The 23,907-nt window shown below is 55.0% G+C and carries 23 protein-coding genes; 8 read left to right on the plus strand and 15 right to left on the minus strand.

Going from position 1 to position 23,907, the window contains the following annotated elements; translation table 11 throughout:
• The first annotated feature begins 2 nt into the window (after positions 1-2).
• The 7 genes from ftsA to arsB all read left to right on the plus strand — a co-directional run bounded on the left by ftsA (position 3) and on the right by arsB (position 7,008).
• Positions 3-1,334 carry a cell division protein FtsA gene (gene ftsA, locus NG653_RS07880; protein WP_252741149.1) on the plus strand — a complete coding sequence of 444 codons (1,332 nt, stop codon included), beginning with the start codon at positions 3-5 and terminating at the stop codon, positions 1,332-1,334.
• Positions 1,335-1,379: 45 nt separating this feature from the next.
• On the plus strand, positions 1,380-3,317 hold the full coding sequence (ftsZ, locus tag NG653_RS07885; protein ID WP_252741150.1) for a cell division protein FtsZ: 1,938 nt from the start codon (positions 1,380-1,382) through the stop codon (positions 3,315-3,317).
• Positions 3,318-3,417: 100 nt separating this feature from the next.
• Positions 3,418-3,870: a GatB/YqeY domain-containing protein gene (locus NG653_RS07890; RefSeq protein WP_252741151.1), complete on the plus strand. Its 453-nt coding sequence runs from the start codon at positions 3,418-3,420 to the stop codon at positions 3,868-3,870.
• Positions 3,871-4,046: 176 nt separating this feature from the next.
• A complete protein-coding gene (locus NG653_RS07895) occupies positions 4,047-4,382 on the plus strand; it encodes an ArsR/SmtB family transcription factor (RefSeq protein WP_252741152.1) in 336 nt (111 codons plus the stop codon).
• A gap of 39 nt (positions 4,383-4,421) precedes the next feature.
• Positions 4,422-5,306, plus strand: a complete 885-nt coding sequence (locus tag NG653_RS07900) for an arsenite methyltransferase (RefSeq protein WP_252741153.1) — start codon at positions 4,422-4,424, stop codon at positions 5,304-5,306.
• An 11-nt stretch (positions 5,307-5,317) separates the two neighbouring features.
• Complete coding sequence (locus tag NG653_RS07905; RefSeq protein WP_370281099.1) at positions 5,318-5,956, plus strand: low molecular weight phosphatase family protein; 639 nt, start codon at positions 5,318-5,320, stop codon at positions 5,954-5,956.
• On the plus strand, positions 5,956-7,008 hold the full coding sequence (gene arsB / locus NG653_RS07910) for an ACR3 family arsenite efflux transporter (protein ID WP_252741154.1): 1,053 nt from the start codon (positions 5,956-5,958) through the stop codon (positions 7,006-7,008). Before NG653_RS07905 ends, arsB begins: the two co-directional genes overlap by 1 nt.
• Positions 7,009-7,190: 182 nt before the next feature.
• On the opposite strand, the gene NG653_RS07915 is transcribed toward arsB, so the two are convergent.
• The 8 genes from NG653_RS07915 to NG653_RS07950 form a co-directional block, all read right to left on the minus strand.
• The gene (locus NG653_RS07915) at positions 7,191-8,291 is read right to left on the minus strand and encodes a DUF6544 family protein (protein WP_252741155.1); all 1,101 of its coding nucleotides are present in this window, start codon (positions 8,289-8,291) and stop codon (positions 7,191-7,193) included.
• A 209-nt stretch (positions 8,292-8,500) separates the two neighbouring features.
• Positions 8,501-9,262, minus strand: a complete 762-nt coding sequence (locus NG653_RS07920) for a hypothetical protein (RefSeq protein WP_252741156.1) — start codon at positions 9,260-9,262, stop codon at positions 8,501-8,503.
• Positions 9,263-9,366: 104 nt separating this feature from the next.
• On the minus strand, positions 9,367-9,876 hold the full coding sequence (locus NG653_RS07925; protein ID WP_252741157.1) for a hypothetical protein: 510 nt from the start codon (positions 9,874-9,876) through the stop codon (positions 9,367-9,369).
• Between the two features lie 95 nt (positions 9,877-9,971).
• Positions 9,972-10,397 carry a hypothetical protein gene (locus tag NG653_RS07930; protein WP_252741158.1) on the minus strand — a complete coding sequence of 142 codons (426 nt, stop codon included), beginning with the start codon at positions 10,395-10,397 and terminating at the stop codon, positions 9,972-9,974.
• A gap of 27 nt (positions 10,398-10,424) precedes the next feature.
• Complete coding sequence (gene folE, locus NG653_RS07935) at positions 10,425-11,111, minus strand: GTP cyclohydrolase I FolE (protein ID WP_252741159.1); 687 nt, start codon at positions 11,109-11,111, stop codon at positions 10,425-10,427.
• 45 nt (positions 11,112-11,156) lie between these two features.
• The gene (locus NG653_RS07940; protein WP_252741160.1) at positions 11,157-11,330 is read right to left on the minus strand and encodes a Lacal_2735 family protein; all 174 of its coding nucleotides are present in this window, start codon (positions 11,328-11,330) and stop codon (positions 11,157-11,159) included.
• A gap of 109 nt (positions 11,331-11,439) precedes the next feature.
• The gene (locus NG653_RS07945; RefSeq protein ID WP_252741161.1) at positions 11,440-12,852 is read right to left on the minus strand and encodes an aldehyde dehydrogenase family protein; all 1,413 of its coding nucleotides are present in this window, start codon (positions 12,850-12,852) and stop codon (positions 11,440-11,442) included.
• The gene (locus NG653_RS07950) at positions 12,849-13,835 is read right to left on the minus strand and encodes a YpdA family putative bacillithiol disulfide reductase (protein WP_252741162.1); all 987 of its coding nucleotides are present in this window, start codon (positions 13,833-13,835) and stop codon (positions 12,849-12,851) included. The genes NG653_RS07945 and NG653_RS07950 overlap by 4 nt, the downstream gene beginning before the upstream one ends.
• 166 nt (positions 13,836-14,001) lie before the next feature.
• Between NG653_RS07950 and NG653_RS07955 the strand changes: the two genes are divergently transcribed.
• Complete coding sequence (locus NG653_RS07955; RefSeq protein WP_252741163.1) at positions 14,002-14,430, plus strand: CBS domain-containing protein; 429 nt, start codon at positions 14,002-14,004, stop codon at positions 14,428-14,430.
• On the opposite strand, the gene rpe is transcribed toward NG653_RS07955, so the two are convergent.
• The 7 genes from rpe to tamL all read right to left on the minus strand — a co-directional run bounded on the left by rpe (position 14,427) and on the right by tamL (position 23,838).
• Positions 14,427-15,089: a ribulose-phosphate 3-epimerase gene (rpe, locus tag NG653_RS07960; protein WP_252741164.1), complete on the minus strand. Its 663-nt coding sequence runs from the start codon at positions 15,087-15,089 to the stop codon at positions 14,427-14,429. The genes NG653_RS07955 and rpe overlap by 4 nt on opposite strands.
• A gap of 206 nt (positions 15,090-15,295) precedes the next feature.
• Complete coding sequence (locus NG653_RS07965; RefSeq protein ID WP_252741165.1) at positions 15,296-16,159, minus strand: sigma-70 family RNA polymerase sigma factor; 864 nt, start codon at positions 16,157-16,159, stop codon at positions 15,296-15,298.
• Between the two features lie 164 nt (positions 16,160-16,323).
• Positions 16,324-18,564, minus strand: coding sequence for a polyribonucleotide nucleotidyltransferase (locus NG653_RS07970; protein ID WP_252741166.1), 2,241 nt, complete (start codon positions 18,562-18,564; stop codon positions 16,324-16,326).
• A gap of 206 nt (positions 18,565-18,770) precedes the next feature.
• Complete coding sequence (gene rpsO, locus NG653_RS07975) at positions 18,771-19,040, minus strand: 30S ribosomal protein S15 (protein ID WP_252741167.1); 270 nt, start codon at positions 19,038-19,040, stop codon at positions 18,771-18,773.
• A gap of 190 nt (positions 19,041-19,230) precedes the next feature.
• Positions 19,231-20,091 carry an acetyl-CoA carboxylase, carboxyltransferase subunit beta gene (gene accD / locus NG653_RS07980; protein WP_252741168.1) on the minus strand — a complete coding sequence of 287 codons (861 nt, stop codon included), beginning with the start codon at positions 20,089-20,091 and terminating at the stop codon, positions 19,231-19,233.
• 36 nt (positions 20,092-20,127) lie between these two features.
• A complete protein-coding gene (fbaA, locus tag NG653_RS07985) occupies positions 20,128-21,195 on the minus strand; it encodes a class II fructose-bisphosphate aldolase (RefSeq protein WP_252741169.1) in 1,068 nt (355 codons plus the stop codon).
• A gap of 57 nt (positions 21,196-21,252) precedes the next feature.
• Positions 21,253-23,838 (minus strand): translocation and assembly module lipoprotein TamL, encoded by a 2,586-nt coding sequence (gene tamL, locus NG653_RS07990; protein WP_252741170.1) that lies wholly within the window; start codon positions 23,836-23,838, stop codon positions 21,253-21,255.
• Positions 23,839-23,907 lie beyond the last annotated feature (69 nt).

Here is a 23,907-nt window from a genome sequence, read left to right on the forward strand (position 1 = left end):
GCATGGAACAAACGAAATACTCAGTAGGTCTAGACATCGGTACCACGAAGATCGTCGCCATTATCGGGAAGGAGAACGAGTATGGCAAAATCGAGGTGCTCGGGATCGGAAGGTCCAGGAGCCTGGGGGTGCATCGCGGGGTGGTGAACAATATTACCCAGACCATACAGTCCATCCAGCAGGCGGTGGAACAGGCCGAGGCCAATTCCGGCCTGAAAATCGGTTCTGTGACGGTGGGGATTGCCGGGCAGCATATCCGCTCCCTGCAGCATAGCGACTATATCACCCGGCCGAATTCCGAGGAGGTGATCGGGGAAGAAGACCTTGAAACCCTTTGCAACCAGGTCTATAAGCTGGTCATGCTGCCGGGGGAGGAAATCATCCATGTGCTGCCCCAGGAGTACAGGGTGGATGGACAGGCGGAGGTAAAACAGCCCATCGGCATGTACGGGGGCCGTCTGGAGGCCAATTTCCATGTAGTGGTCGGGCAGGTATCCTCCATAAAGAACATCGGCAGGTGCATCAAAAGCGCTGGCCTGAACCTCGACAACATTACTTTGGAACCATTGGCTTCGGCCAATGCCGTCCTCAGCCAGGAGGAAAAGGAAGCGGGGGTGGCCCTGATCGATATCGGGGGCGGGACCACTGACCTGGCGATTTTCAAGGATGGCATTATCAGGCATACGGCCGTGATCCCCTTTGGGGGGAACGTGATTACCGAGGACATCAAGGAAGGGTGTTCCATAATCGAAAAGCAGGCCGAGCTGCTCAAGATCAAATTTGGTTCTGCCTGGCCCGGCGAGAACAAAGACAACGAGATCGTCTCCATCCCGGGACTCAGGGGAAGGGAACCCAAGGAAATCACCCTGAAGAACCTCTCCAAGATTATCCATGCCCGGGTGGTGGAAATCATCGAACAGGTCTATCTGGAGATCAAGAATTACGGGCATGAAGAACAGAAAAAGAAATTGATCGGCGGCATTGTCCTGACAGGGGGCGGCAGCCAGCTGAAGCACCTCAAACAGCTGGTAGAGTACATCACGGGCATGGATACCCGTATCGGATACCCCAATGAGCACATGGCCGGGGATTCCGACGCTGAGATCGCCAGCCCCACCTATGCCACGGCTGTTGGGTTGCTGATGAATGCGGTGGAGAACAGCCACAGGTTCCCCAGGGTTCGGGAGTCGCAACAGCAGGCGGCAGCGGCCGGGGAGATGGTGCTGGAGGAAGTGGGGCGGCAGGAAGGGGAAACCTCCCGCCAGAAGGAACGCAAATCGGTCTTTGATCGCTGGGCGGATAAACTAAAGGAATTTTTAGACAACGCCGAATAAGGGTACCCATAATCAATCAAAAAAAGAACAAAAACGAGCGAACACATGGAAATGGATAATATCACCTTCGACCTACCTAAAAACCAGAGCAACGTGATCAAGGTCATCGGTGTTGGGGGCGGGGGAAGCAACGCCATCAACTACATGTTCCAGGCCGGGATCAACGGCGTGGATTTTGTAATCTGCAACACGGATGCCCAGGCCTTGCAGAACAGCGCCGTCCCCAATAAAATCCAGTTGGGCGTCTCCCTTACGGAAGGGCTGGGTGCCGGCGCAAACCCCGAGGTAGGGGAACAGGCTGCCCTGGAGAGCATGGAGGAGATCAAGCGCATGCTCGCTACCAATACCAAGATGGTTTTCATCACTGCAGGAATGGGTGGGGGCACCGGTACAGGTGCTGCGCCCATTATTGCCAGGCAGGCCAAGGAGCTCGATATCCTTACGGTGGGAATTGTGACCATCCCCTTTCAATTTGAGGGCAAAACACGATGCCAGCAGGCGCAACGGGGGATAGAAAAATTGCGCGGCAACGTGGATTCCCTCATCGTAATCAACAACAACAAGCTGAGGGAAGTATATGGGAACCTGGGTTTCAAGGCCGGTTTCTCCAAAGCCGATGAAGTCCTTGCCACCGCAGCCCGGGGCATTGCAGAGGTTATTACCCACCACTACACCCAGAACATCGACCTTCGCGACGCCAAAACCGTCCTTTCCAACAGCGGGACCGCCATCATGGGGTCTGCCATGTCCACCGGCTCTGCCCGTGCCCATGAGGCGATCATGAAGGCCCTGGACTCCCCCCTGCTGAACGACAACAAGATCACAGGGGCCAAAAACGTACTCCTGCTGATCGTTTCCGGTACCCAGGAAATCACCATTGATGAGATCGGGGAGATCAACGACCATATTCAAATCGAGGCCGGCCATAGTGCGAACATCATCATGGGGGTAGGGGAAGACGAAAGCCTTGGGGAGGCCATTGCCGTTACGGTGATTGCCACCGGCTTCAATGTGGATCAGCAGGATGAAATCGTGAACACCGAATCGAAAAAGATCATCCACACCCTGGAAGACGAACAAAAGGCACAGCAAGACTTGAGCGAGCCTTCGGTGATGCAATCGCTCGATCTGGGCGAGCCTTCCGTAGTGCACACCCTCGACCTGGGGGAGCCTGAAGCGGAATCGACTCCCGGCCCGGAGATGGACCTGGTACCCACTACCCATTATATCAGGAGCTTCAATGTGTTTTATGAGGAAGTGGTTGCCGAACCCCTGGAAGAGGAATTCATTATTGTGGACTCCCGGCAACTGCTCAATGAAATAGAGGTGGTTGATCCCCAGGTGGTGTCGCCCACAGCCCGGGAAGACCAGTTTTCCCTGGCCTTTGACATGCCGCTTAAAGAGACCTCCAGGGAGGAAGTGCCCGAAGAAGAAGAACAACAACATGTGATCACTTTCGACCTGGACGAGGACATCCGGGAGATCGAAGTACAGGAGCACGTGGAGATTACCCCTATCCTGGAATACCGCAAAGAAGGCGAAACCCGCTACAGCCTGGATGAATACATGGAACTGGAGCGCAAACTGACTGGGGCTACCTCCCGGGCAGAGCATTACGAGCCGAAATTATCGGGCGATGAACTGGTATTTGAAAAGCGGGTGGTCCCGGTAACCGAAACGGCCACGGCTACCGCCCCGACTACTGAAACCGGGGACCCAACAGACCGTCCCATCGAGGAAATCCTGAGGGAGCGGGCCGATGAGCGCCGCCGCAAGCTGAAGGACTTCAATTACAAATTCCAGCACAATCGTTCCAGCATTGATGAAATTGAAAAGGAACCGGCCTACAGGCGGCAGGGGGTCGACCTGAACCCCACCTCCGCAAAAGGCGGTAAGGTATCCCGTACCACGCTGAGCGAGGACAGCAATGAAGAGTTGCGCCTGCGTTCGAACAATTCCTTCCTCCACGACAACGTGGATTAAAGGGCGGAATACCAGGTCCGCAGCCAGGGGAAACCCGGCAGGCCCACGCGCCTGCCGGGTTTATTTTTTATCTTTGTACCAGAATCAATCCGCGCGTATCATGAGCTTACAAGAACAGGTAATGGAACAGATCAAGGCTGCCATGAAAGCCAGGGATACTGTTTCCCTGGAATCCCTGAGGGCGATTAAATCTGCACTCCTGTTAATGCAAACCGATAAAGGGGGGGTCAAAACCCTGTCGGAGGCCGAAGAGATTGCTTTGGTACAAAAACTGGTCAAACAGCGACGCGAAAGTGCTTCTATTTTTCAGGAGCAGGGCAGGGCAGACCTGGCAGAAGCTGAATTGCAGCAGATTGCTGTTATGGAGCGTTTCCTACCGGAACAGCTTTCTGAAGCCGAGGTGGGGCAGGAAGTCGCCCGCGCCATTGCCTCCCTCGGGGCAAAGGACCTCAAGGACATGGGCAGGGTGATGGGGGAAGTGACCCGGACCCTGGCCGGCCGTGCCGATGGGAAGCTGATTGCCGCCCTGGTTCGGAGCCAGCTGGGCCAGTAAATCTCCCGGCCCGTTACAGGGTCATTGGCTACGGCGGAGGGTGTCGGTGTTTTGGAATCCTGCCAGGTTTGTTCAGGGTGCCGGGTTATTTTTATAACCGGGGGTGAAAAAAATCAATAAAGTTATGGGACTGTATAATTATACATCGTAATATTGCAATAATGTAATTTGACTATATGGGAATTACCAAGACGGAACTTTTTTCGGAGGTCGACAACCAAATTGCCCTGGCCGCAAAGGCCTTTGCGCATCCGGCACGGGTGGCCATCCTGCACTATATCCTGAAGACCAACGCATGCATCAACAGCGACCTGGTACAGGAACTGGGGCTGGCCCAGGCGACGATCAGCCAGCACCTTCGGGAACTCAAAGATATTGGGATCATCCAGGGCACCATAGAGGGGTCCCGTATGAATTATTGTATCAACCCTGCCCGTTGGGAGGAGGTCAGGGCCCTGTTCCTCGGGGTTTTTGACCAGTACCTGCCCGGGTCGCCCGGAGGATGCTGCTAAAACCGGAATCTTAACCATAACAGAACACCATAACCCCTTATGAAAAACGAACAGGAACTTAAAAATGTCGTCCGGGACCGGTATGCCCGGATCGCCGATCAGGGCCGGGCCGAAAATGCCGCATCCTGCTGTGGGGCCACCAACCCTTCCAACAAGGTATACAACATCATGATGGATGACTACTCCGAAACCCAGGGCTATGTGGAAGACGCTGACCTGGGCCTGGGCTGTGGGTTGCCTACCCATTTTGCCCGGATACAACCCGGGGACACGGTGATTGATTTAGGGTCCGGCGCCGGCAATGATTGCTTTGTGGCCCGCCATGAAACGGGGCCCGAAGGGAAGGTGATCGGCATTGACTTTACCCCGGCCATGATCCGAAAGGCCCGCCTGAATGCCGAAAACCTGGGTTATAACAATGTGGAGTTCCGGGAAGGGGACATAGACGAAATGCCGGTCAGCGACGGGGTAGCCGATGTGGTGGTGAGCAATTGCGTGCTCAACCTGGTACCTGACAAGCAAAAGGTTCTGCGGGAAATTTTCCGGGTGCTCAAGCCAGGGGGCCATTTCAGTATTTCCGATATCGTGCTGGTCGGTGACCTGCCAGAAGCCCTTCGGGAAGATGCCGAGATGTACGCCGGATGTGTGGCCGGGGCCATACAGAAGGCGACCTACCTCGATTTTATTCAACATGCGGGTTTTACCCAGATCACCCTGCAAAAGGAAAAGCCAATCCATATCCCTGAGGATATCCTGTCTAAATACCTGCCCCCTGTTGAGGCGGCAGACTTTAACTCTGGGGGGACGGGGATTTTCAGCGTCACCGTGTACGCGGAAAAGCCCGGCAGTAAACCCACAAAGCCAAGGGTCAGGCTCTCGTCTTTAGCCGAAGGCGATTGCAAACCGGGCACCGGTTGTTGTTAACTGCCTTTGCCATGGAGCCTATGCAACCCAACACCAGCCTGTATCCGCGACTTGAGAAGACCGTAGCCCGGGCCAGGCAACTCGTAGTACCCGAAGCGCGGAAATCGGTCCTGGACCCCCTTATCGCCTACATCCAGGATAAAGTGGACCGGGCGGAAATAGCCCGCCTTAATTTCATCTGCACCCATAATTCCCGCCGCAGCCAGCTATCCCAGGTTTGGGCACAGACTGCCGCGGCCTATTTTGGGATCCCGGCACTGTGTTATTCCGGGGGGGTGGAAGTAACTGCCTTCAATGAGCGGGCCATAGCGGCCCTGCAGCGGGGTGGGTTCCGCGTTGTCCCAACTGCTGGCACCAATCCGATGGTGGAGGTTTTCCATTCGGAAGGAGGCCATCAACCCGTACGGGCCTTCTCGAAGCTCTTTGACGACCCGGAAAACGGGTCAGGCCCCTTTGCCGCGGTGATGACCTGTTCCCATGCCGATGAGAATTGCCCGTTTATCCCAGGGGCCGAAATCCGGATCCCCGTCCGGTACGAAGACCCAAAGGAATTCGATGGCCTTCCGCAGGAAGCAGCCAAATACGATGAGCGCTCCCTTCAGATTGCCTCTGAGCTGTTTTACGTGTTTTCCAAAATCAGAATGACCTGATGGCCTCCCAACCCAAAAAACTAGGTTTCCTCAACCGCTACCTCACCCTCTGGATTTTCCTGGCCATGGCGCTGGGGGTGGCGATTGGTTACTTTTTCCCCTCGGGATCAACCTTTATCAATTCCTTTAGCCGGGGAAGTACCAATATCCCGATTGCCATAGGGCTGATCCTGATGATGTATCCGCCCCTGGCCAAGGTCGATTATAAATTGCTGCCTGCGGTTTTCAGGAACGTCAGGGTGTTGTCGCTGTCCCTTGTATTGAACTGGGTGATCGGCCCCCTGCTCATGTTTCTATTGGCATTGGTTTTCCTGCGGGAATATCCCGAATACATGGTAGGGCTAATCCTCATTGGCCTGGCGCGTTGTATTGCCATGGTGCTGGTGTGGAATGACCTGGCCGAAGGCAGCAGCGAGTACGGGGCGGGGCTGGTCGCCCTCAACAGCATTTTTCAGGTGTTCGCCTATAGCTTCTACGCCTGGTTGTTTATCACCAGGCTTCCCCCGTTGTTTGGATTTGAGGGCGCAATTGTGGATATTTCCATTTCCACAATCGCCGAAAGCGTGGCCATATATCTGGGCATACCCTTTATTGCGGGCCTCTTGAGTCGCCTGATTTTGGTCCGGATCAGGGGGGAAGAATGGTACCGGACAAAATTTATCCCTGCAATATCGCCAATCACCCTTATCGCCCTGCTCTTTACCATCGTGGTCATGTTTTCCCTGAAAGGCGAATTGATTGTCCAGATCCCCATGGATGTGTTGCGGATTGCCATCCCGCTTTTACTGTATTTCACGGCCATGTTTTTGATCGCTTTCTTCCTGAGCAAGGCGATGGGGGCTGAATACGACAAAAATGCTTCCATTGCCTTTACGGCTGCAGGCAACAATTTTGAACTGGCCATTGCAGTAGCCATTGCCGTATTCGGTTTGAATTCCGGGCAGGCCTTTGCCGGGGTAATCGGCCCCCTGGTTGAAGTGCCGGCCCTGATCCTGTTGGTCAGGGTCTCTTTTTGGCTCCGGGAGAAGTACTACGGGGCCAAACCTGCCTGAAATTGTTTGTGATAGGACCCCGGCCCGCAAGGGCTATGCACGGTTTGGCCGTATCTTGCAGATGGGGGGCACCCCGGGGCCAGCTTTTTTATCAAAGGGGGTATCTCCCTGTTTTTTGCGCATCCTGAAGGGAAATATATGGCTTTGGGTCCCGGGTTCTGGCGCTGTTATCCGGGCTGCGGTTATCGCGCCGGGGGCAGCAGACCTTCCAGGTTGTAGGCAATTGACTTCAACCGGAACTTCCCGTAGGTGAACTCCCCATCCGGATAGTGCCAAATGGCCTCCCCCCCGGAGGGCAACATATAGCCATCATAATTGCGATAAGGCCCAACCGGGGTCGTAAAGGGCAGGCGGCGCATGTCGGAAACCGCCCACCGGTCCTCGGACCGGAAATTCACCAGGCGCCCTTCCGCATCAAAATAGAGTTGTGCCGAGATCGTTAGCTCCCCAAGGGTAAAAGTACCCATCACACTGCTTTGGTCAAGGGGTTCCCAACGGATACGCGGATCGGCCAGGGCCCCGGGGGCGAACAGGCACAGGTCATTGAAAAAGGTTACAGTTTCCGTGGGATAGAGCTCCGGGGTTTCCACCCGTACCACAGGGATCAGGGAAAGCAGTTTTATAAGCATTTTGGCCAGTTTCGGGCGGTAAGAATGGTACCCCCAGACGGAAACCCCCTTAATGCGGGCCTTCATAAAAAAAAGGCGGGCCGGAACAGGGATGAAATTGTACTGCTCCGAAGTAAAGGGAAACCAGGCCTTACCCTTCTCCCGCATTTCGCCTTCAAATTCCAGGTGAAAGTTCCTGATCCGTGGTTTTCCAACCGCCCCGCTCTTGCGGATATACCCGGCTACCAGGTCAGGCAGGTCCTCAAGCGCTGATTCCTCTAGTATCCCTTCTGTGGAGGAAAGGATATGGAAAACCTGGCTGGCGTCATCCCGGAATCGGTTTTCGAATTCCCAGCGGGCATATCCCACCAGGATCCCCGGAAGCAGGAGCAGATTTGCCAGGCTCCCGAATTTCGTGTCTTCCCAGGCCGAAAAAATCCAAAGCTGCGAGAGCAAAATCCCCAAAACGGCCGGAAGGAACCATAAGGGCCTTTTCCGCCCCAGGGCTATGGCCGCCCATAAGAAGATCAGGGCGGTAAGGAGCCAGCTGAATCCGACGGTCCCGGGTATTTCCTTGGAAAAATACTCCAGTTCCACCCAACCGAATGCATGTGCAAACCAAAGAAGGTGAATGATGGTATGGATTCCCAGAAGGATCAGATAGGCTACTCTCATGGCGAGGGAGTTCTGGTCCAGGCAAGCCCTGCATGGCCGTTTTGCCCCAGGTCTGAACGCTTGCCTAAATGTAGGGAATTTCCCGTTGCCCGCGAAGGGCCCGGTCGCGTATTGGAGCCTGTCCTGACCCGGCGCCTGGAAAAGCCCGTAAATAAAAATGCGCGGCCGGGGCCGCGCATGGTATGGATGAAAGGGAAAGGGGGATCCCTCTAGTCATCCAGCAGGTCTATCAGGTCTTTCATCCGGTTCCGGATTTCATTGGCCAGGGCGTTGTTCCCGTCGGGGTCCTGAGGGCTGATTTCGATCACACCATCTTCGTTCCCATCGGTGGCCTGGGTGAGGTCGATCCCGGAAATCGAATTGAACAGCAGACTAAGGTCAAAGTCGAGTACCAGGCTTTCCACACCGGTGCTGATGACGATGTCCATCGTGGGGTCGTCAAAATCGATTTCCACTTCGTCTTCGAAGTCATGCCAGAATTCAAAAGGGATCTGAGAAATCGTTCCCCGTATCAAAACCGATTTTCCAAAAAGTTCGCTCTGCGGGTCGTCACTGCGGTCGAATTTAAATTCAAGTTCTTCGAACTTCCCGTTAGGCAGGGTGGTATTGATGAAGGTTATCTGGCCGGCCATCAAGTCGAGCTCAAAGGGGCCTTCCAGTTCTATTTCGTCGTCGAAATCCAGGTAGCCGTCGTCATCCCACAGGTCGTCGTCGCCCTCAAAATCATCATCATCAAATTCAAAGGCGTCGTCATCGAGTTCCAGTTCAAATTCCTTGAGGTTTATCAGGAATTCAGAAACTTCCAGGTCAGCATTGATCGTTTTTCCCGCGGAAGGCGATTTGGAAGCGCTGCCCGATGTAAAGGTCGCTTTAGCGCTAAGGCGGAGCTGGCCGTTCGGGTTGTCGTCCTGGTCGTCTGAACAACTTGTGCCCAGGGCCAGGGTAAGCAACGCCAGGGTCAATGATTTCATGGAATGGTGCATAGTCATTTTAGTTTTTAGGGTTATGTATTTTCGTTGGGTTTGGTAATAGAACAACTCAGCGCCGCAATACCCTACCGGCATGCCTGTTTTTTTTACCGCCTCAGGTTCTTCGTAAACGTATACAGGACCCCCAGGGTCACGGTAGCCCAGGGCTGCCCGGGCGTATCGATTCCCGTGTAGGAAAGGTTGACCTCGGTGCGGGGACCCATCAGGTAACCGATTACCGGGCGGTAGTACACCCCCCCGTCGTTGCCCGGGTTGAGCCCCAGGGCATATCCGGCATCTGCCCCGAAAGAAAAGGAATTGGAAGGCCAGATCCGGAAGGAAGCTGCCAGGGGCAGGAATTGCACATGGGGCAGGTCTGCCCCCCCGGAGTCGAATTTTTCAGGAAACCCGTTCACAAACCCGGTCATTATCCCGGCATCGACCACCTCGCCCAGGGCAAAAAGGTAACCCAGGTCTGCCCCGGCCACCAGGCTGACCACTTCATTGACCTCCCCCTGGATGGGGATGCCCCCGTGAAGGCCTATTTTAAAACCTTGTTGCGCCCTAACCCCAATGACCAGGAAGAACAGGACGAAAGCCATCTTAAACCATTTCATAAGCGTTGGAATTTGTTTGTACTTAACGCAGGAATCTCGGTTTTCGCCTTTTGGAAAGCCAGTATTTTAGATGCCGGGTGGCTTTTCGGGTATGATTAGGCCAGGGGGAAACATGAAAAATAAAGGTGCCAGAGCAGCAGCAGGGTCCACAGGAAGGTGCGTATTGCGTTAAGGGAAACCAGGCGGGCGAGTACATGGGGTGTAGCGGTACCCTGTCCGATCCGTCGGTGTATCGGGACAAATGCCATGAAGGTAATGGCCCAAAGCAGCCCCGCCACCCCCACATAGCCAAGGGAAGCTATTCCGGGTTCCGAGAAGGCCCAGAAAACCCCAAACCCCAGTTGGGTGAGCATAAGGGGGGCAACCAGGATGGTGACCCGGCGGGAATAGGAGTCATGCCAGCGCAGAAGTCTTTCGCGGGAAAAATAGGAGAAACCGGGGTAGACGATTAACTGCACCGCCCAGATGATCCCCACCATTACCGCGTCTGCGAACAGGAAGAAGTCGTGCATTCTCGACATCGCCGGGCCTTGGGGGTCGCTATCCGCTTAGCCCTGAAGGTAATTGTGCAATTCCGCTATTTTTTGAGGGTGGTCGAAAGCCCCACCGTAAAAGGCGGTTACCGTGGCAGAGGTGTCGTCCTGTATACCCCGGGAGCAGACGCACAGGTGTTTGGCATCCAGGATCACCGCCACATCCTCCGTCTGCAATACCCGCTGCAATTCCGTCCCGATCTGGTTGGTCAGCCGCTCCTGTACCTGTGGGCGACGGGCGTAATACTGGACAATGCGGTTTAATTTGGACAGCCCGATAACTTTACCCGAAGAGATATACGCCACATGGGCTTTCCCAAAGATCGGCACAAAGTGGTGTTCGCAGTTGGAGTAGAAGGTGATATTTTTCTCCACGAGCATCTGGTTGTACCGGTATTTGTTTTCAAACAGGGTAGCCCGGGGCTTGTTGGCGGGTTTCAGGCCCGAGAAGATCTCTTCCACATACATTTTGGCGACGCGCATGGGGGTTCCTTTCAGGGAATCATCGCTGAGGTCGAGGCCAAGCACTTCCATGATTTTCCCAAAATGGTGGGCAATCAGGGCTTTTTTCTCTGAGTCCCCCATCTCGAAAGCGTCCTCCCGAAGCGGGGTCTCCATACCTGTGAGCAGGTGGTCGTCCCCGAAATCCTCGTGGTGGTATCCGTTTACCTTTTGGGTTTGCTTTAATAGGTTATCGATCATGCTATGGGATTTAAAAGGGTGGGTAAATCCTGGCGTTGCCAGGTTTCAGGACTCGTTGCTCAGCGATTCGAGCTGGTCGAGAACGGCCTGGGCCTCGGCGTATTTGGCATCCCCCGCGGACCGGTTTACCTGGGAAAGCTTATGGGCTTCCCCCATCAATTTCTCGTACTGTGCCTGCAGTTTTTCTGCCTGTGTTTTTTTTCTGAAGCGTCCGAACATCGTTTTACCCGATTTGTTTCAGACGAAATTAGGCATAATGTTTAATAAAGTGTGTTAAAGATTAAACAAAATTACCCTAGTGAAGCGTATCTGGGGGTAGAGCCATGGGCTATTTGAACCAGCGCAGGGTGGCATCAACCATTTTTTGTTTCAGGCCGGTGTACGGGGGGAGCAGGAGTTCCACGCTGCTTGGGGTATACTGACGGAGCATGGCCCGCTGGTTGGAGAATTCCAGAAATCCGTAATGCCCATGCGATTTGCCGATGCCGCTGTGGTTCACGCCCCCGAAAGGGAGGTGGTGGTTGGAGTACTGTACCACGTTATGGTTGATGCAACTGCTCCCTGCGCGTGTGGCCGCCATTATTTGCCGGATATGCTTCCGGTTGCTGCTGTAGAGGTAGAGGGCTAAAGGCCGTTCCCTGCGGTTGATAAAGGCAATGGCCTCCCCGGCATCGGCTACCGTAACTAAAGGGAGCACCGGGCCAAAAATTTCCTCCTGCAACAGGCGGGCATCTTCAGGTACCCCTTCGATCAGTGTGGGTTCCAGAAAGCGATCCCCCTCCATACACCTTCCTCCATGCAGGATCCTGGCTCCCCTGGAAGTGGCTTCCTCCAGGGCTGACCGGAGGCGCTGAAAATGTTGGTCATTGATGATGCGCGCGAAGCTTTGAGAGGTTTCAGCGCCCCCGGGGTAAAAGGCGTCGAATTGCTTTTTGAGGGCTTCCACAAGGGGGGTTCGGGCCTCCGGGGTGACCAGGAGGTAGTCCGGGGCCACGCATACCTGGCCTGCATTGGTGCACTTGCCCCAGGCAATCCTTCGGGCTGTGCGATCCATGGAGGCTGTGCCGTCCACATAGGCAGGCGATTTTCCACCCAGCTCCAGGGTAATGGAGCTGAGATGTTCAGCGGCAGCCTTCATGACGATTTTTCCAACCCCGGGGGAACCGGTGAAGAAAATATGGTTGAATGGGAGTTCCAGAAGGGCGCGTGCCGTTTCTGCTTCTCCCTGTACCAGGGCAACCTCGGTCGGGTCGAAAAGGGTTTCCACGATTTCCTGCATTAGCCGGCTGGTTTCCGGGGTGTGTTCTGAGGGCTTCAGGATACAGCAATTCCCCGCAGCAATGGCTGAAACCAGGGGGCCGAAGGTGAGGTTGACCGGGAAATTCCAGGGGGAGAGGATCAGGCAGACCCCCTTGGATTCATACCGGATGTACGATCGGGAACCAAGCAGGGGCAGGGAGCTTCCCACGCGTTTTGGGCGCATCCAGTCGCGAAGGTTGCGGCGGACATATTTTATTTCAGCCAGTACCGGGTAAATCTCCGTCAGGTCGGTTTCCAGAAAGGGTTTTTTGAAATCCGCTTGCAGGGCTTCCCTCAGGGCCTGCCGGTAGTCGTGTTCGAGGGCCTTTTCAAGGGCCCCGAGCTTGGCCAGCCGCTGTTTATGGTCCTGTCGGCCGATCTCGGGATACCGCTCGAGTTGCCCCTGGAAGAGGGATTTATAGGGGTTTTCCATAGGATTCATCGGGTTGGCTTTTGGGTGGGGTCTGCCTGCTTTTTCCTCAGCAGGTCTGCGATGATCAGTCGGGCATGTTCCCTGGAATTTTCGATAAACCATTTGTGGGTTTCCATGCCCCCGCAAATCACCCCTGCCAGGTACAGGCCGGGAACATTGGTTTCCATGCTTTCCGGATTATAGGCCGGCAGCCGCTTTTCATCTTCCGAAAGGGAAATGCCCGCGGCTTCCAGGAAATCAAAGTTCGGCCGGTAACCGGTAAGGGCCAGGACGAAATCGTTGGGGAGCACCCGGGGGCCTTCGGGGGTTTGAAGCCTGATGTCCCCTTCCCGGATTTCCGTGACGGTGCTATTGTAGAAGGCCCTGATACTACCTTCTTCGATACGGTTTATGATGTCGGGTCGCACCCAGTATTTTACCCGTTGCCCGATTTCCGGCCCCCGCACGACCATGGTCACCTCAGCCCCTTTCCGCCAGCACTCCAGGGCGGCATCCACCGCCGAATTGCTGGCGCCCACCACGGCCACCTTCCGGCAGGCATAGTAGTGCGGGTCCTTGTAATAATGCGAAACCTTGGGGAGGTCTTCCCCGGGCACGCCCAACCGGTTGGGCAGGTCGTAAAACCCGGTGGCGATAACCACGTTGCCGGGATGGTACCGGGCCTTATCCGTTTCCACAGTGAACCCTTCCCCCTCCCGCCTGACAGAGGTTACTTTTTCGAAGAGGTTGATATTGAGCTGGTTGGAGGTTACAATCCGGCGGTAGTATTCCAGGGCTTCGTCCCGTTTGGGCTTGGCCTCTTTACTGATAAAGGGGATGCCGTCTATTTCCAGGCGTTCGGAAGAGGAAAAAAACTGCATGTTGGCGGGGTAGTTGTAGAGGGAATTCACAATAGGCCCCTTTTCCAGGATGAGGTAGGAAATACCGGCCTTATGGGCTTCCAGCCCGCAGGCGATCCCTATGGGCCCTCCCCCTATGATCATCAGTTCCATGCCAGTTTCCGTTTGCATCTTCCGCCTTTGCTGCAAAACTAGCCAATAATCCCTAAACAGCGGCCCCCGGGAAGTGAAAGGATCTGCGGGCAGAATGATATATATCATACTTTTTCGGCGGAGGAATCGAGAACTTTAATCCTGAGAATTTCTAATACGCCGAGCCATGAACCTCCCCGCAAACATCCCCGTATCCACGATTATGAGTACCCAGCTGGTAGTGCTCAACACCACCGATGGCCTGGAGAAGGCAGAACGGTTATTCAAAAAGCACCGCATCAGGCATATCCCGGTGATCGAAAGGAACAAAAAAATCGTGGGGATGCTCAGCCTGACAGACCTGTTGCGAATTAGTTTTGCCGACGGGGCCTACGAGGATGAGGAGGACATCGAAACCGTGATCTACGATATGTTTACCCTCCCCCAGGTGATGGCCAAGAACGTCAAATCGGTTTCCCCGAAAACGACCATCAGGGAGGTGGCCGAACTACTGGCAAAAGAAGAATTCCACGCCCTGCCTGTAGTACAGGACGGTGACCTGGTGGGGATCGTCACTACCACGGACCTGATCCGGTACCTCCTGAGCCAGTATTAACAGGCCTCTACGGCGGCCAGGCGGGCGATGGTTGCAACCGGGTCTTCTGACCCGAAAACAAAACTCCCGGCTACCAGTACGTCTGCCCCTGCTTCGAGGAGGTGGGCGGTATTGTCCAGGTTGACCCCCCCGTCTACCTCAATCAGGGTTTCCAGCCCCCGCGAGTCGATCATGGTACGGAGTTCCATTATTTTTTTATAGGTATTGCGTATAAAGCTCTGCCCGCCAAACCCGGGGTTTACCCCCATCAGGCACACCAGGTCCGCCATATCGAGGCAATCTTCCAGCAGGGATACGGGGGAATGGGGGTTCAGGGCCACGCCGGATTTCATCCCGCATCCGCGGATGGTCTGCAGGGAACGGTGAAGGTGGGTACATGCTTCCAGGTGCACCGTCAGGTGGTCGCAGCCCAATTCCGCAAAGGCCTCGATGTACCGGTCAGGGTCCACGATCATCAGGTGCACGTCCAGGGGTTTGCTGGCGTGCTTTCGTATTGCCCTGATCACAGGCATCCCATAGGAAATGTTGGGGACAAATACGCCGTCCATCACGTCCAGGTGGTGCCAGGCGGCCTGGCTGTTTTCGACCATTTCGACATCCCTTTGGAGGTTTCCGAAATCAGCGGACAGAAGGGAAGGGGCAATTTTCGCGGTGCGCATCTCGGGAGGCTTTGGTACTGCAAAGGTAGGGAATGCCCCCGAATAGTAAAGGGATGACAGGGTGCCTGAAATGAAAAAACTCCGGTAATCAGCCGGAGTTTATTCATCAATCAAAAAACGAACAGTCATGATAACTGCTGTCAGGGAACAATATACAATAAGTATACCAAAATTGCAATACAAAAATGCAGGGGGCGTACCCCGGCTTACCCGAGATAGGTCTTCAGGATCTTGCTTCGGGAGGTATGCTTCAGCCTGCGGATGGCCTTTTCCTTGATCTGCCGCACCCGTTCCCGCGTAAGGTCAAAGGTTTCGCCGATCTCTTCCAGGGTCATGGAATGCTGCCCGGCCAACCCGAAATACAACCGGATCACATCCGCTTCCCTCGGGGTCAGGGTTTCCAGGGCACGTTCGATTTCCGTGCGCAGCGACTCGTGGAGCAGGTCCTTGTCGGGGTTTGGGGATTCCCCGCTGCGAAGCACATCGTAAAGGTTGGAATCTTCCCCGTCGATCAGGGGGGCATCCATGGAAACGTGGCGCCCTGAGTTTTTCAGCGACTGCTTTACATCTTCCACGGTCATGTCGAGCTCCTGGGCAATTTCTTCGGCCGAAGGCACCCGCTCATGGGCCTGTTCCAAATAGGCGAAGGTTTTGTTGATCTTGTTGATGGAGCCAATCTTGTTCAGCGGCAGGCGCACGATACGCGACTGTTCCGCCAGGGCCTGCAGGATGGATTGCCGGATCCACCAAACGGCATAGGAAATGAATTTGAACCCGCGGGTTTCATCAAAGCGCTGTGCGGCCTTAATGAGTCCCAGGTTCCCCTCGTTGATCAAATCGGGCAGGGTAAGCCCCTGGTTCTGGTACTGTTTGGCTACCGAAACCACAAAGCGGAGGTTGGCCTTGGTAAGTTTCTCCAAAGCTGCCTGGTCCCCGGCTTTGATCCGTTGGGCGAGTTCCACTTCCTCATCTGCAGTAATCAGGTCCACCTTGCCGATTTCCTGGAGGTATTTGTCCAGGGAAGCGGTTTCCCGGTTGGTTACCTGTTTGGTGATTTTTAACTGTCTCATTGATTTCCTTTCCTCATGTTAAGTTATGGCAGTTTGGGCACTGCCTTTAGTTATACGTAGTATTTGGGGAAAAGTTACAAGGGGGTTAAAAAAACGCTCCCTTTTGGTTAAAATGCATAAAAAAACCCCTGAAACAGGGGTTTTTCCTACAAAATATAGAGAAATTAGTCACGATCACGCCGAGGAGGCCTACGGTCGCGGTCACGTCCCCGGTCGCGGTCGCGGTCGCGACCCCGGCCATTGCCGTCATCCCTCCTTCTCGGCGGGCGTTCCACATAACCTTCCGGTTTTGGGATCAGCGCCCTGCGGGAGACTTTGTCTTTCTTGGTGCGCGGGTCCACCCCGATGTATTTCACCTCGAACACTTCGCCCATCTTGACCACATCGGTCACCTGGTCGGTGCGTTCCCAGGCCAGCTCTGAAATATGGAGCAGTACCTCGTTTCCGGGAGCATCCAGGTATTCCACCACGGCCCCGAATTCCAGGATTTTGATCACCTTGACTTCATAGATGTTCCCTTCCTCCGGCTTGAAGGTAATGGAATCGATCTTGCGCAGGACCTTGTCGATCCCTTCCTGGTCGGTACCGAGGATTTCCACGATGCCTTCCCCGGTTATCGGGTCCTCATTGATGACAATGGTGGTTTTGGTCTCCTTCTGGAGTTCCTGGATCACTTTGCCGCCAGGCCCGATCAGCGCCCCGATAAATTCGTTCGGGATCACGGCGTTCACCATTTTCGGCGCGTGCGGTTTTACATCCGGGTTCGGCGCCGGGATGGTCTCGGTCAGTTTTCCGAGGATATGCAACCTCCCCGCGCGGGCTTGTTGCAGGGCTTTTACCAGGATTTCGTAAGACAGGCCCTTTACCTTGATGTCCATCTGGCAGGCGGTAATCCCGTCTGCAGTGCCCGTTACCTTGAAATCCATATCGCCCAGGTGGTCTTCATCCCCCAGGATATCGGACAGCACGGCGAATTTGCCGGTCCCGGTGTCGGTGATCAGCCCCATGGCGATCCCGGAAACCGGTTTTTTCAGGGTTACCCCGGCATCCATCAGCGCCATGGTCCCGGCGCAAACCGTGGCCATGGAAGAAGACCCGTTGCTCTCCAACACTTCCGAAACCACCCTGATGGTGTAGGGCCAGTCACTGGGGATCATCCGTTTCAGGGCGCGTTGCGCCAGGTTCCCGTGGCCGATTTCCCTGCGGGAGGTACCCCGGATGGGGCGTGCCTCCCCGGTGGAAAAGGGCGGGAAGTTATAATGGAGGTAAAACGTTTCCTCCCCTTCAAAGGAGGGCATGTCGATGATGTTGGCTTCCCTGGAGGTGCCCAGGGTTACCGTGGCCAGGGCCTGGGTTTCCCCACGGGTAAAAATGGCCGAGCCATGGGTGGAGGGGAGGTATTCCACCTCGCACCAGATCGGGCGGATCTCATCGGTCTTCCGGCCGTCCAGGCGCAATCCTTCATCCAGGATCAGGTTGCGAACAGCGTCTTTTTCTGCCTTGTAGTAATAGGATTTGATCAGGTCTGACTTTTCTGCCAGTTCTTCTTCCCCGAAGGACGCGAGGATTTCCTCTTTCAGTGCGGCAAAGGCTTCACTGCGTTCCTGTTTGGAGGAACCTGCCCGGGCAATGGCGTACACTTTGTCGTAGGCCATGTCTCGCACTTGTTGTTCCAGTTCCCCATCGGACGGGGCAGTTTCGTATTCCCGAACCGGCTTGCGGCCCACCGCATCGGCAAGGCGGTTCTGGGCAGCGATCTGGTCCTTGATGGCGTCATGGGCAAAACGGATGGCATCGGCCATTTCTTCCTCGGAAATCTCGCCCATTTCCCCTTCAACCATCATCACGGAGTCTGCTGAGGCCCCCACGACCATGTCGATATCGGATTCCCCCAGCTGGCTGCGGGTTGGGTTGATGATGAATTCCCCGTCGACCCGTCCTACGCGTACCTCCGAAATGGGGCACTCAAAAGGGAAGTCAGACAGCTGGATGGCCGCTGAGGCCGCCAGGCCTGCCATAGCATCGGGCATAACATTTTCGTCGTGAGACATCAGCTGAATCATCACCTGGGTCTCGCAATGGTAGTCCTTGGGGAAAAGCGGACGCAGCACCCGGTCTACCAGCCTCATAGTCAGCACCTCCCCGTCACTGGGGCGCGCTTCCCTTTTGAAGAACCCTCCGGGATAACGCCCCGAAGCGGCAAATTTCTCACGATAATCCACCGTGAGGGGCAGGAAATCCACGTCGCTGGCCTTGTAGTTGGAAACCACAGTGCACAGCAGCATGCATTTGCCCGATTGGACCACTACGGAACCATGGGCTTGTTTTGCCAGTTTACCCGTTTCGATAGAAATCTGCCTACCGTCACCGAGGTCGATGACCTCTTTAAAAGTCTTTGGAATCATACAATGGAATTAAAACCTGCCAGGGGCAGGGGATTAAACAATGGCCGGCCGCCCGGTCGGGCGGTCTGGGTTGTGTTGTTGTGCAGGTCGACCAATGAAAAACCGGAAGTGAGCTTTTTATGTTGCCCTGCCGGGGCAGGGGCTTTTGGGTGGCCCGGCAGGGCCGGGCTATATAAAAACAGGGGAGCCGAGCTCCCCTGAATCCATTACTTTCTGATATTGAGTTCTTTAATCAGGCTACGATATTTTTCGATATCCTTCTTTTTCAGGTAATCGAGCAGGCTGCGCCGCTTTCCTACCAGCTTTACCAGGGAACGCTCCGTGTTGTAATCTTTGTGATTATTTTTCAGGTGCCCGGTCAGGTGGTTGATCCTGTGGGTGAAGAGCGCAATCTGCCCTTCTGTGGACCCGGTGTTGGTTTCCGAGCCGCCGTGCTTCTTGAAGAGCTCGGTCTTGATTTCTTTGGTTAAATACATGCCAATATTGTTGTAAATGATTTTTATGTATCCGGTTGGTTTTCAACCAGGGCGCAAAGATAAGAATTATTTTCCCATTTAATACCAGCCGATAAATTTATTCCTCAAAGCAGGGCGGCGAACCATTAAATGAAACCCTGCCGGGCTCAGGCAGCGCAAATCCGTTCCCCGGTACCTTTCGGGTTCCCGTCTATTTCCGCAGGGGCTGGTTCTGGATCAGGTCCAGATAGAGGTTGATTTTCTTTTTCAATTCGCTCCGGTGGACTATAAAATCGAGGAACCCGTGTTCCAGCACGAATTCCGAGGTCTGGAAGTCGGGCGGAAGGTCCTTTCCCGTGGCTTCCTTTACCACCCGGGGGCCTGCAAACCCGATCAGGGCACCTGGTTCGGCGATGTTGATGTCCCCCAGCATGGCGTAGGACGCGGTGGTCCCCCCGGTGGTGGGGTCGGTGCAAAGGGAGATATAGGGTAGTTTGGCCTCTGCCAGCTGGGCCAGCTTCGCTGAGGTTTTAGCCAGTTGCATCAGCGAAAGGGCCGCTTCCATCATGCGTGCCCCCCCCGATTTGGAGATCATCACAAAGGGGAGTTTCTTGCTGATGGCGTAATCGATGGCCCGGGCGATTTTTTCCCCGACCACGCTTCCCATGGACCCGCCGATAAAGGCGAAATCCATGCAGGCGATCACCACGTCTTTTCCCATGGAAGGGCCTACGGCCGTGCGAACGGCATCTTTAAGCCCGGTCTTTTTCTCCGCCTCTTTCAGCCGGTCGGTGTATTTCTTGGTGTCTGTAAACTTAAGGGGGTCCCGGGAAGTAAGGTTCGGGTCCAGTTCCCTGAACTGGTTTTCGTCGAAGAGGATCTGGAAATATTCCTTGCTCCCAATGCGCACGTGGTAATCGTCTTCAGGGCTCACCCAGTAGTTCCTGGCCAGTTCCTCGGACTCCACGATTTTTCCCGTGGGAGACTTGTACCATAATCCTTTCGGGGTGTCCTTTTTCTGATCGGTAGCGGTCTGGATTCCCTTCTCTTTTCTCTTGAACCAGGAAGACATACTGTTGGGGTTAGGATTATTCAAAACAGTGGGGGGCTATAACGTGTTCACGTTGTTGAGGTCCTCGAAGGCCTTTGTAAGCCGTTGGATAAAGGTTTTTTCGCCTTCCCGGAGCCATACGCGCGGGTCGTAGTGTTTTTTGTTGGGCTGGTCGTCCCCTTCCGGGTTCCCGATCTGGGACTGCAGGTAAGGCCCCTTCTTCTGGACATAATCCCGAACCCCTTCCATAAAGGCGTATTGCAGGTCGGTATCGATATTCATCTTGATGACGCCATAACCGATGGCTTCCCGTATTTCCTCTACGGTGGAACCCGACCCGCCGTGGAAGACAAAATCAATGGGGTTTTCCCCCAAACCGAATTTCCCCCTGACGAATTCCTGGGAGTTTTTGAGGATTTTCGGGGTGAGCTTCACATTCCCCGGCTTGTACACCCCGTGGACGTTCCCGAAGGCCGCAGCAATGGTAAACCGATGGCTCACCTTGGAGAGTTCCTCATAGGCATAGGCCACTTCCTCCGGCTGGGTATACAGGCGGGAGTCATCGACATCGGTATTATCAACCCCGTCTTCTTCGCCCCCGGTAATGCCCAGTTCGATCTCCAGGGTCATCCCCATGCGGTGCATCCGCTCCATATACTGTTTGCAGATTTCGATGTTTTCTTCCAGGGGTTCTTCGGAAAGGTCGATCATATGCGAGCTGAACAGCGATTTCCCGTGTTCCCGGTAATGGGCTTCGCTGGCTTCGAGCAGGCCGTCGATCCAGGGGAGGAGTTTCTTGGCGCAGTGGTCGGTATGCAGGATGACGGTGGCCCCATAGGCGGCAGCCAGCTGGTGGACGTGTTTGGCCCCTGCGATGGCCCCGGCAATGGCCGCCTGCTGTCCTTCGTTGGAAAGGCCCTTGCCCGCGTTAAAATGAGCCCCCCCATTGGAGAATTGCACGATCACGGGCGCCCTCAGGGAAGCAGCAGTTTCCAGGACGGCATTTATGCTGTTTGAACCGATTACATTAACTGCCGGCAGGGCGTAACCGTGTTGTTTGGCATGCCTGAAGATTTCCTGTACTTCATCCGCGGTGGCAACCCCCGGTTTGATTGAATGGGCCATAGGTTCGATGGTGTTGAGTTGTTGAATGGTTGTGGCAAAAGTAATAAATAATCCCCGTTAAAACGGATAATTTATCCCGATCTGCAACACGGAATTGGCGAAATTGTAGTCGCGGAACCATCTTTCCCCGGGGATTTCCGCGGGGTTGTAAGTCTTGAATCCGAGGTCGGCCCGGAAGACGAAAAAGGAGAAATCATACCTAAGCCCAAACCCTGTCCCAAGGGCGATGTCCTCCAGGGAACGGAACCCCTGGAAGATGGCGTCGGGGTCGGTTTCCCGGTCCCAGACGTTCCAGATATTGCCCACATCGGCAAAGAGGGCGCCCCTGAGGTCCCCGAAGAGGGGGAACCGGTGCTCCAGGTTGAAGGCGAGCTTGAAGTTGGCCTCGTTGAAGTCATTTATGTTCCGCGTACTCCCCGGCCCGAGGGAATACGGGAACCAGGCCCGGTTGTCGTTGGCCCCACCGGCAAAATAGCTTCGCACAAAGGGGATGTTGTCGGCATTTCCATAGGGTACGGCAATCCCCACGAAGGACCGGAAGGCGAGCACATTCGAGCCGGGCAGCTGCCAGTGCTTGATGTATTCCAGTTCGGTCTTGACATACTGGGAATAGGGCACCCCGAACACCAACCCCTGCCCGCGCTCATTTTCGATGAAAGGGATGACGCGGGATGCCAGGGAAAGGAGGTTGCCTGCACTTTCGAGCCTCCAGCGAAACTGGTGGAAATTGTTGTCATTGATGTTTTCCTTGTTGTTTTCAACAAAGGTGTAGTTGGTGGCAAAGATCAGGTCGTTTTCAGTGAGCCGCTGCCTGCGCTCCTCGATCCGGAATACCTGGGTAAAGGTATCGGAATCCCCGGGGACGAGCCCCCCGGTGAGCACGGCTTCGGTAAACCCGGTTGTCCCCTCGGGAATGATCAGGCGCAACGGGTCGTCCGGGTTGTCCGTGGGCTGGAAGAACTCCTGCAGGGCCGGGTCGTCCTGGAAGGGGTCCGCCTGCTCGTCAAGCTGCTCGTAAGAGCTCTGGTATACGTTGTAATACCGGTCAGGGTTCAGGTTCCTGACAAACTGCACATTGAGTAGTTCCAGGATGTTCCTGGAAAAATCGTTAGGCGTCCAGTTATAGGATAGGATGGAGTTGAAGGTTTGTTTGTCGAGCCCGATGTTTTTCTGGAAGCTCGTCCCCAGGGAAACCCTTGTTTGGGGGAGCATATAATTTGGGATAATCTTCTGGTCATTTACAAAAGGAAGGCCCCAAATCCGGGGAAAGGTCAGGTTGATGTCGGCGGTGATTTCAGTGAAGAAATCCTCCGGAAGCGATTCATCGCTCAACAGGCCGAAAGTCCCCCGGCCCGAAAGGCTCAGGGTTTCCGCCCCCCCGAACACGTTCCGGGTAATGAGGGAGGCCCCCAGGCCGATCCCTATGCGTTGGATGTTCGAGTGGGTCACGTCGAAGTCGAGGTTCAGGGAGTTGCTCGGCCTCGGGGAGAGGTAGATGTTCGATACCAACTGGTCTTCCCCTGTTTCCACCAGCTGGATGTTCGGGTACCTGAAGGTGTTCAGGTTGTTGATTTGCCGGTAGGTCCTGATGCGGTCGAGGTCCCGGTAGACGTTGCCTTTCCTCAGGAAGACGGCATCCGTCAGGGCCTTGGGTTTGTAGTCCAGGGTTCCCCTGTAAAAAATGGTGAAGTCCTCATAGGAAAGTTTTTCCAGTTCTTCCGGGGGGGTGCCCGGGGTAATCCCGGCAAAGATGTTCACCGAATCGAGGCGGTGTACCCTGTAGGGGCGGTCCTGCTCCCCCTCAGCCCGGCTGCGCGGGTTGTCGATGTTGAGTTCCACGTCCATCAGCTGGTCGTCGTGGGAGGGGAGGGTATCGCGGAGGATGTCGTAGGTGATGGAGCTTTCCTGGAAATTCCAGATCCCCGAATTCCGGAAGAGTTGAGTGAGACGTTCCCGCTCCCGGGTGAAGCGCTCCAGGTCGAACTGGTCGCCCTGGTGCACCAGGGATTCCTTGCGGTGAAGCCGTAAGATCGAGTCGATTTCAGGGGAGGCGATCTCGAAGGTGAGCGTGTCGATGAGGTAGGGCTCACCCAGCTCCAGGGAATAGCGTACTGTGGCCCGCTGGTTCCCGGTGGAATCGAAGTGGTAGGTTCCGGTGTTGTTGAAATATCCCTTGGTTTTGTAATAGGCCTGCAGCCGCTCCAGGGTTTTTTCCGTCCGGGCGCTGTCGATGACCACCGGGGCTTCCCCGGCTTTTTTCAACCAATTGCTAAGCCCAGCCACCAGGAAGGATTCGCCCAACCGGCTTACCTGCTTGTCAGACAGGAGGGCTTCCAGGCGCTCGTACCGGCCTTCTTTGCGATACAACCAGGCCTGGTAGGAGGAATCCGGATTGGGTTTGGCCAGGTTGTAGAGGTGGAGTTTCAGGGGGATGCCGAGCAATTTGCTGTTGGGCTTTTGGGCCACCAGGCTGTTGACCGTTTCATCCGAAACTTTTGCACTGTCGGCAATCACCTCGAAATCGGTCAGCAACAGCTCGTCCGGTTCCACCCGTTTCAGCACGTTGCAGGAGAAAAAACTGAGCCCCACCAGGATTAATCCTATTTTTGCGGGGAGTTGCAAAACGTGCCTTCGGGCCTTCATAAGGCTCAAAATTACACTATTTGGATGGTTGCTAAAAAAGATTTAAAATTTATAAAAAGCCTTCACCAA

The organism is Robiginitalea marina (assembly GCF_024006985.1).
Lineage (GTDB): Bacteria > Bacteroidota > Bacteroidia > Flavobacteriales > Flavobacteriaceae > Robiginitalea > Robiginitalea marina.

Excerpts from the sequence above, each read along its gene's own strand:
- ftsA (WP_252741149.1), top strand. The coding sequence starts at position 3 with ATGGAACAAACGAAATACTCAGTAGGTCTAGACATCGGTACCACGAAG.
- ftsZ (WP_252741150.1), top strand. The coding sequence starts at position 1,380 with ATGGAAATGGATAATATCACCTTCGACCTACCTAAAAACCAGAGCAAC.
- NG653_RS07890 (WP_252741151.1), top strand. The coding sequence starts at position 3,418 with ATGAGCTTACAAGAACAGGTAATGGAACAGATCAAGGCTGCCATGAAA.
- NG653_RS07895 (WP_252741152.1), top strand. The coding sequence starts at position 4,047 with ATGGGAATTACCAAGACGGAACTTTTTTCGGAGGTCGACAACCAAATT.
- NG653_RS07900 (WP_252741153.1), top strand. The coding sequence starts at position 4,422 with ATGAAAAACGAACAGGAACTTAAAAATGTCGTCCGGGACCGGTATGCC.
- NG653_RS07905 (WP_370281099.1), top strand. The coding sequence starts at position 5,318 with ATGGAGCCTATGCAACCCAACACCAGCCTGTATCCGCGACTTGAGAAG.
- arsB (WP_252741154.1), top strand. The coding sequence starts at position 5,956 with ATGGCCTCCCAACCCAAAAAACTAGGTTTCCTCAACCGCTACCTCACC.
- NG653_RS07915 (WP_252741155.1), bottom strand. The coding sequence starts at position 8,291 with ATGAGAGTAGCCTATCTGATCCTTCTGGGAATCCATACCATCATTCAC.
- NG653_RS07920 (WP_252741156.1), bottom strand. The coding sequence starts at position 9,262 with ATGAAATCATTGACCCTGGCGTTGCTTACCCTGGCCCTGGGCACAAGT.
- NG653_RS07925 (WP_252741157.1), bottom strand. The coding sequence starts at position 9,876 with ATGAAATGGTTTAAGATGGCTTTCGTCCTGTTCTTCCTGGTCATTGGG.
- NG653_RS07930 (WP_252741158.1), bottom strand. The coding sequence starts at position 10,397 with ATGTCGAGAATGCACGACTTCTTCCTGTTCGCAGACGCGGTAATGGTG.
- folE (WP_252741159.1), bottom strand. The coding sequence starts at position 11,111 with ATGATCGATAACCTATTAAAGCAAACCCAAAAGGTAAACGGATACCAC.
- NG653_RS07940 (WP_252741160.1), bottom strand. The coding sequence starts at position 11,330 with ATGTTCGGACGCTTCAGAAAAAAAACACAGGCAGAAAAACTGCAGGCA.
- NG653_RS07945 (WP_252741161.1), bottom strand. The coding sequence starts at position 12,852 with ATGAATCCTATGGAAAACCCCTATAAATCCCTCTTCCAGGGGCAACTC.
- NG653_RS07950 (WP_252741162.1), bottom strand. The coding sequence starts at position 13,835 with ATGGAACTGATGATCATAGGGGGAGGGCCCATAGGGATCGCCTGCGGG.
- NG653_RS07955 (WP_252741163.1), top strand. The coding sequence starts at position 14,002 with ATGAACCTCCCCGCAAACATCCCCGTATCCACGATTATGAGTACCCAG.
- rpe (WP_252741164.1), bottom strand. The coding sequence starts at position 15,089 with ATGCGCACCGCGAAAATTGCCCCTTCCCTTCTGTCCGCTGATTTCGGA.
- NG653_RS07965 (WP_252741165.1), bottom strand. The coding sequence starts at position 16,159 with ATGAGACAGTTAAAAATCACCAAACAGGTAACCAACCGGGAAACCGCT.
- NG653_RS07970 (WP_252741166.1), bottom strand. The coding sequence starts at position 18,564 with ATGATTCCAAAGACTTTTAAAGAGGTCATCGACCTCGGTGACGGTAGG.
- rpsO (WP_252741167.1), bottom strand. The coding sequence starts at position 19,040 with ATGTATTTAACCAAAGAAATCAAGACCGAGCTCTTCAAGAAGCACGGC.
- accD (WP_252741168.1), bottom strand. The coding sequence starts at position 20,091 with ATGTCTTCCTGGTTCAAGAGAAAAGAGAAGGGAATCCAGACCGCTACC.
- fbaA (WP_252741169.1), bottom strand. The coding sequence starts at position 21,195 with ATGGCCCATTCAATCAAACCGGGGGTTGCCACCGCGGATGAAGTACAG.
- tamL (WP_252741170.1), bottom strand. The coding sequence starts at position 23,838 with ATGAAGGCCCGAAGGCACGTTTTGCAACTCCCCGCAAAAATAGGATTA.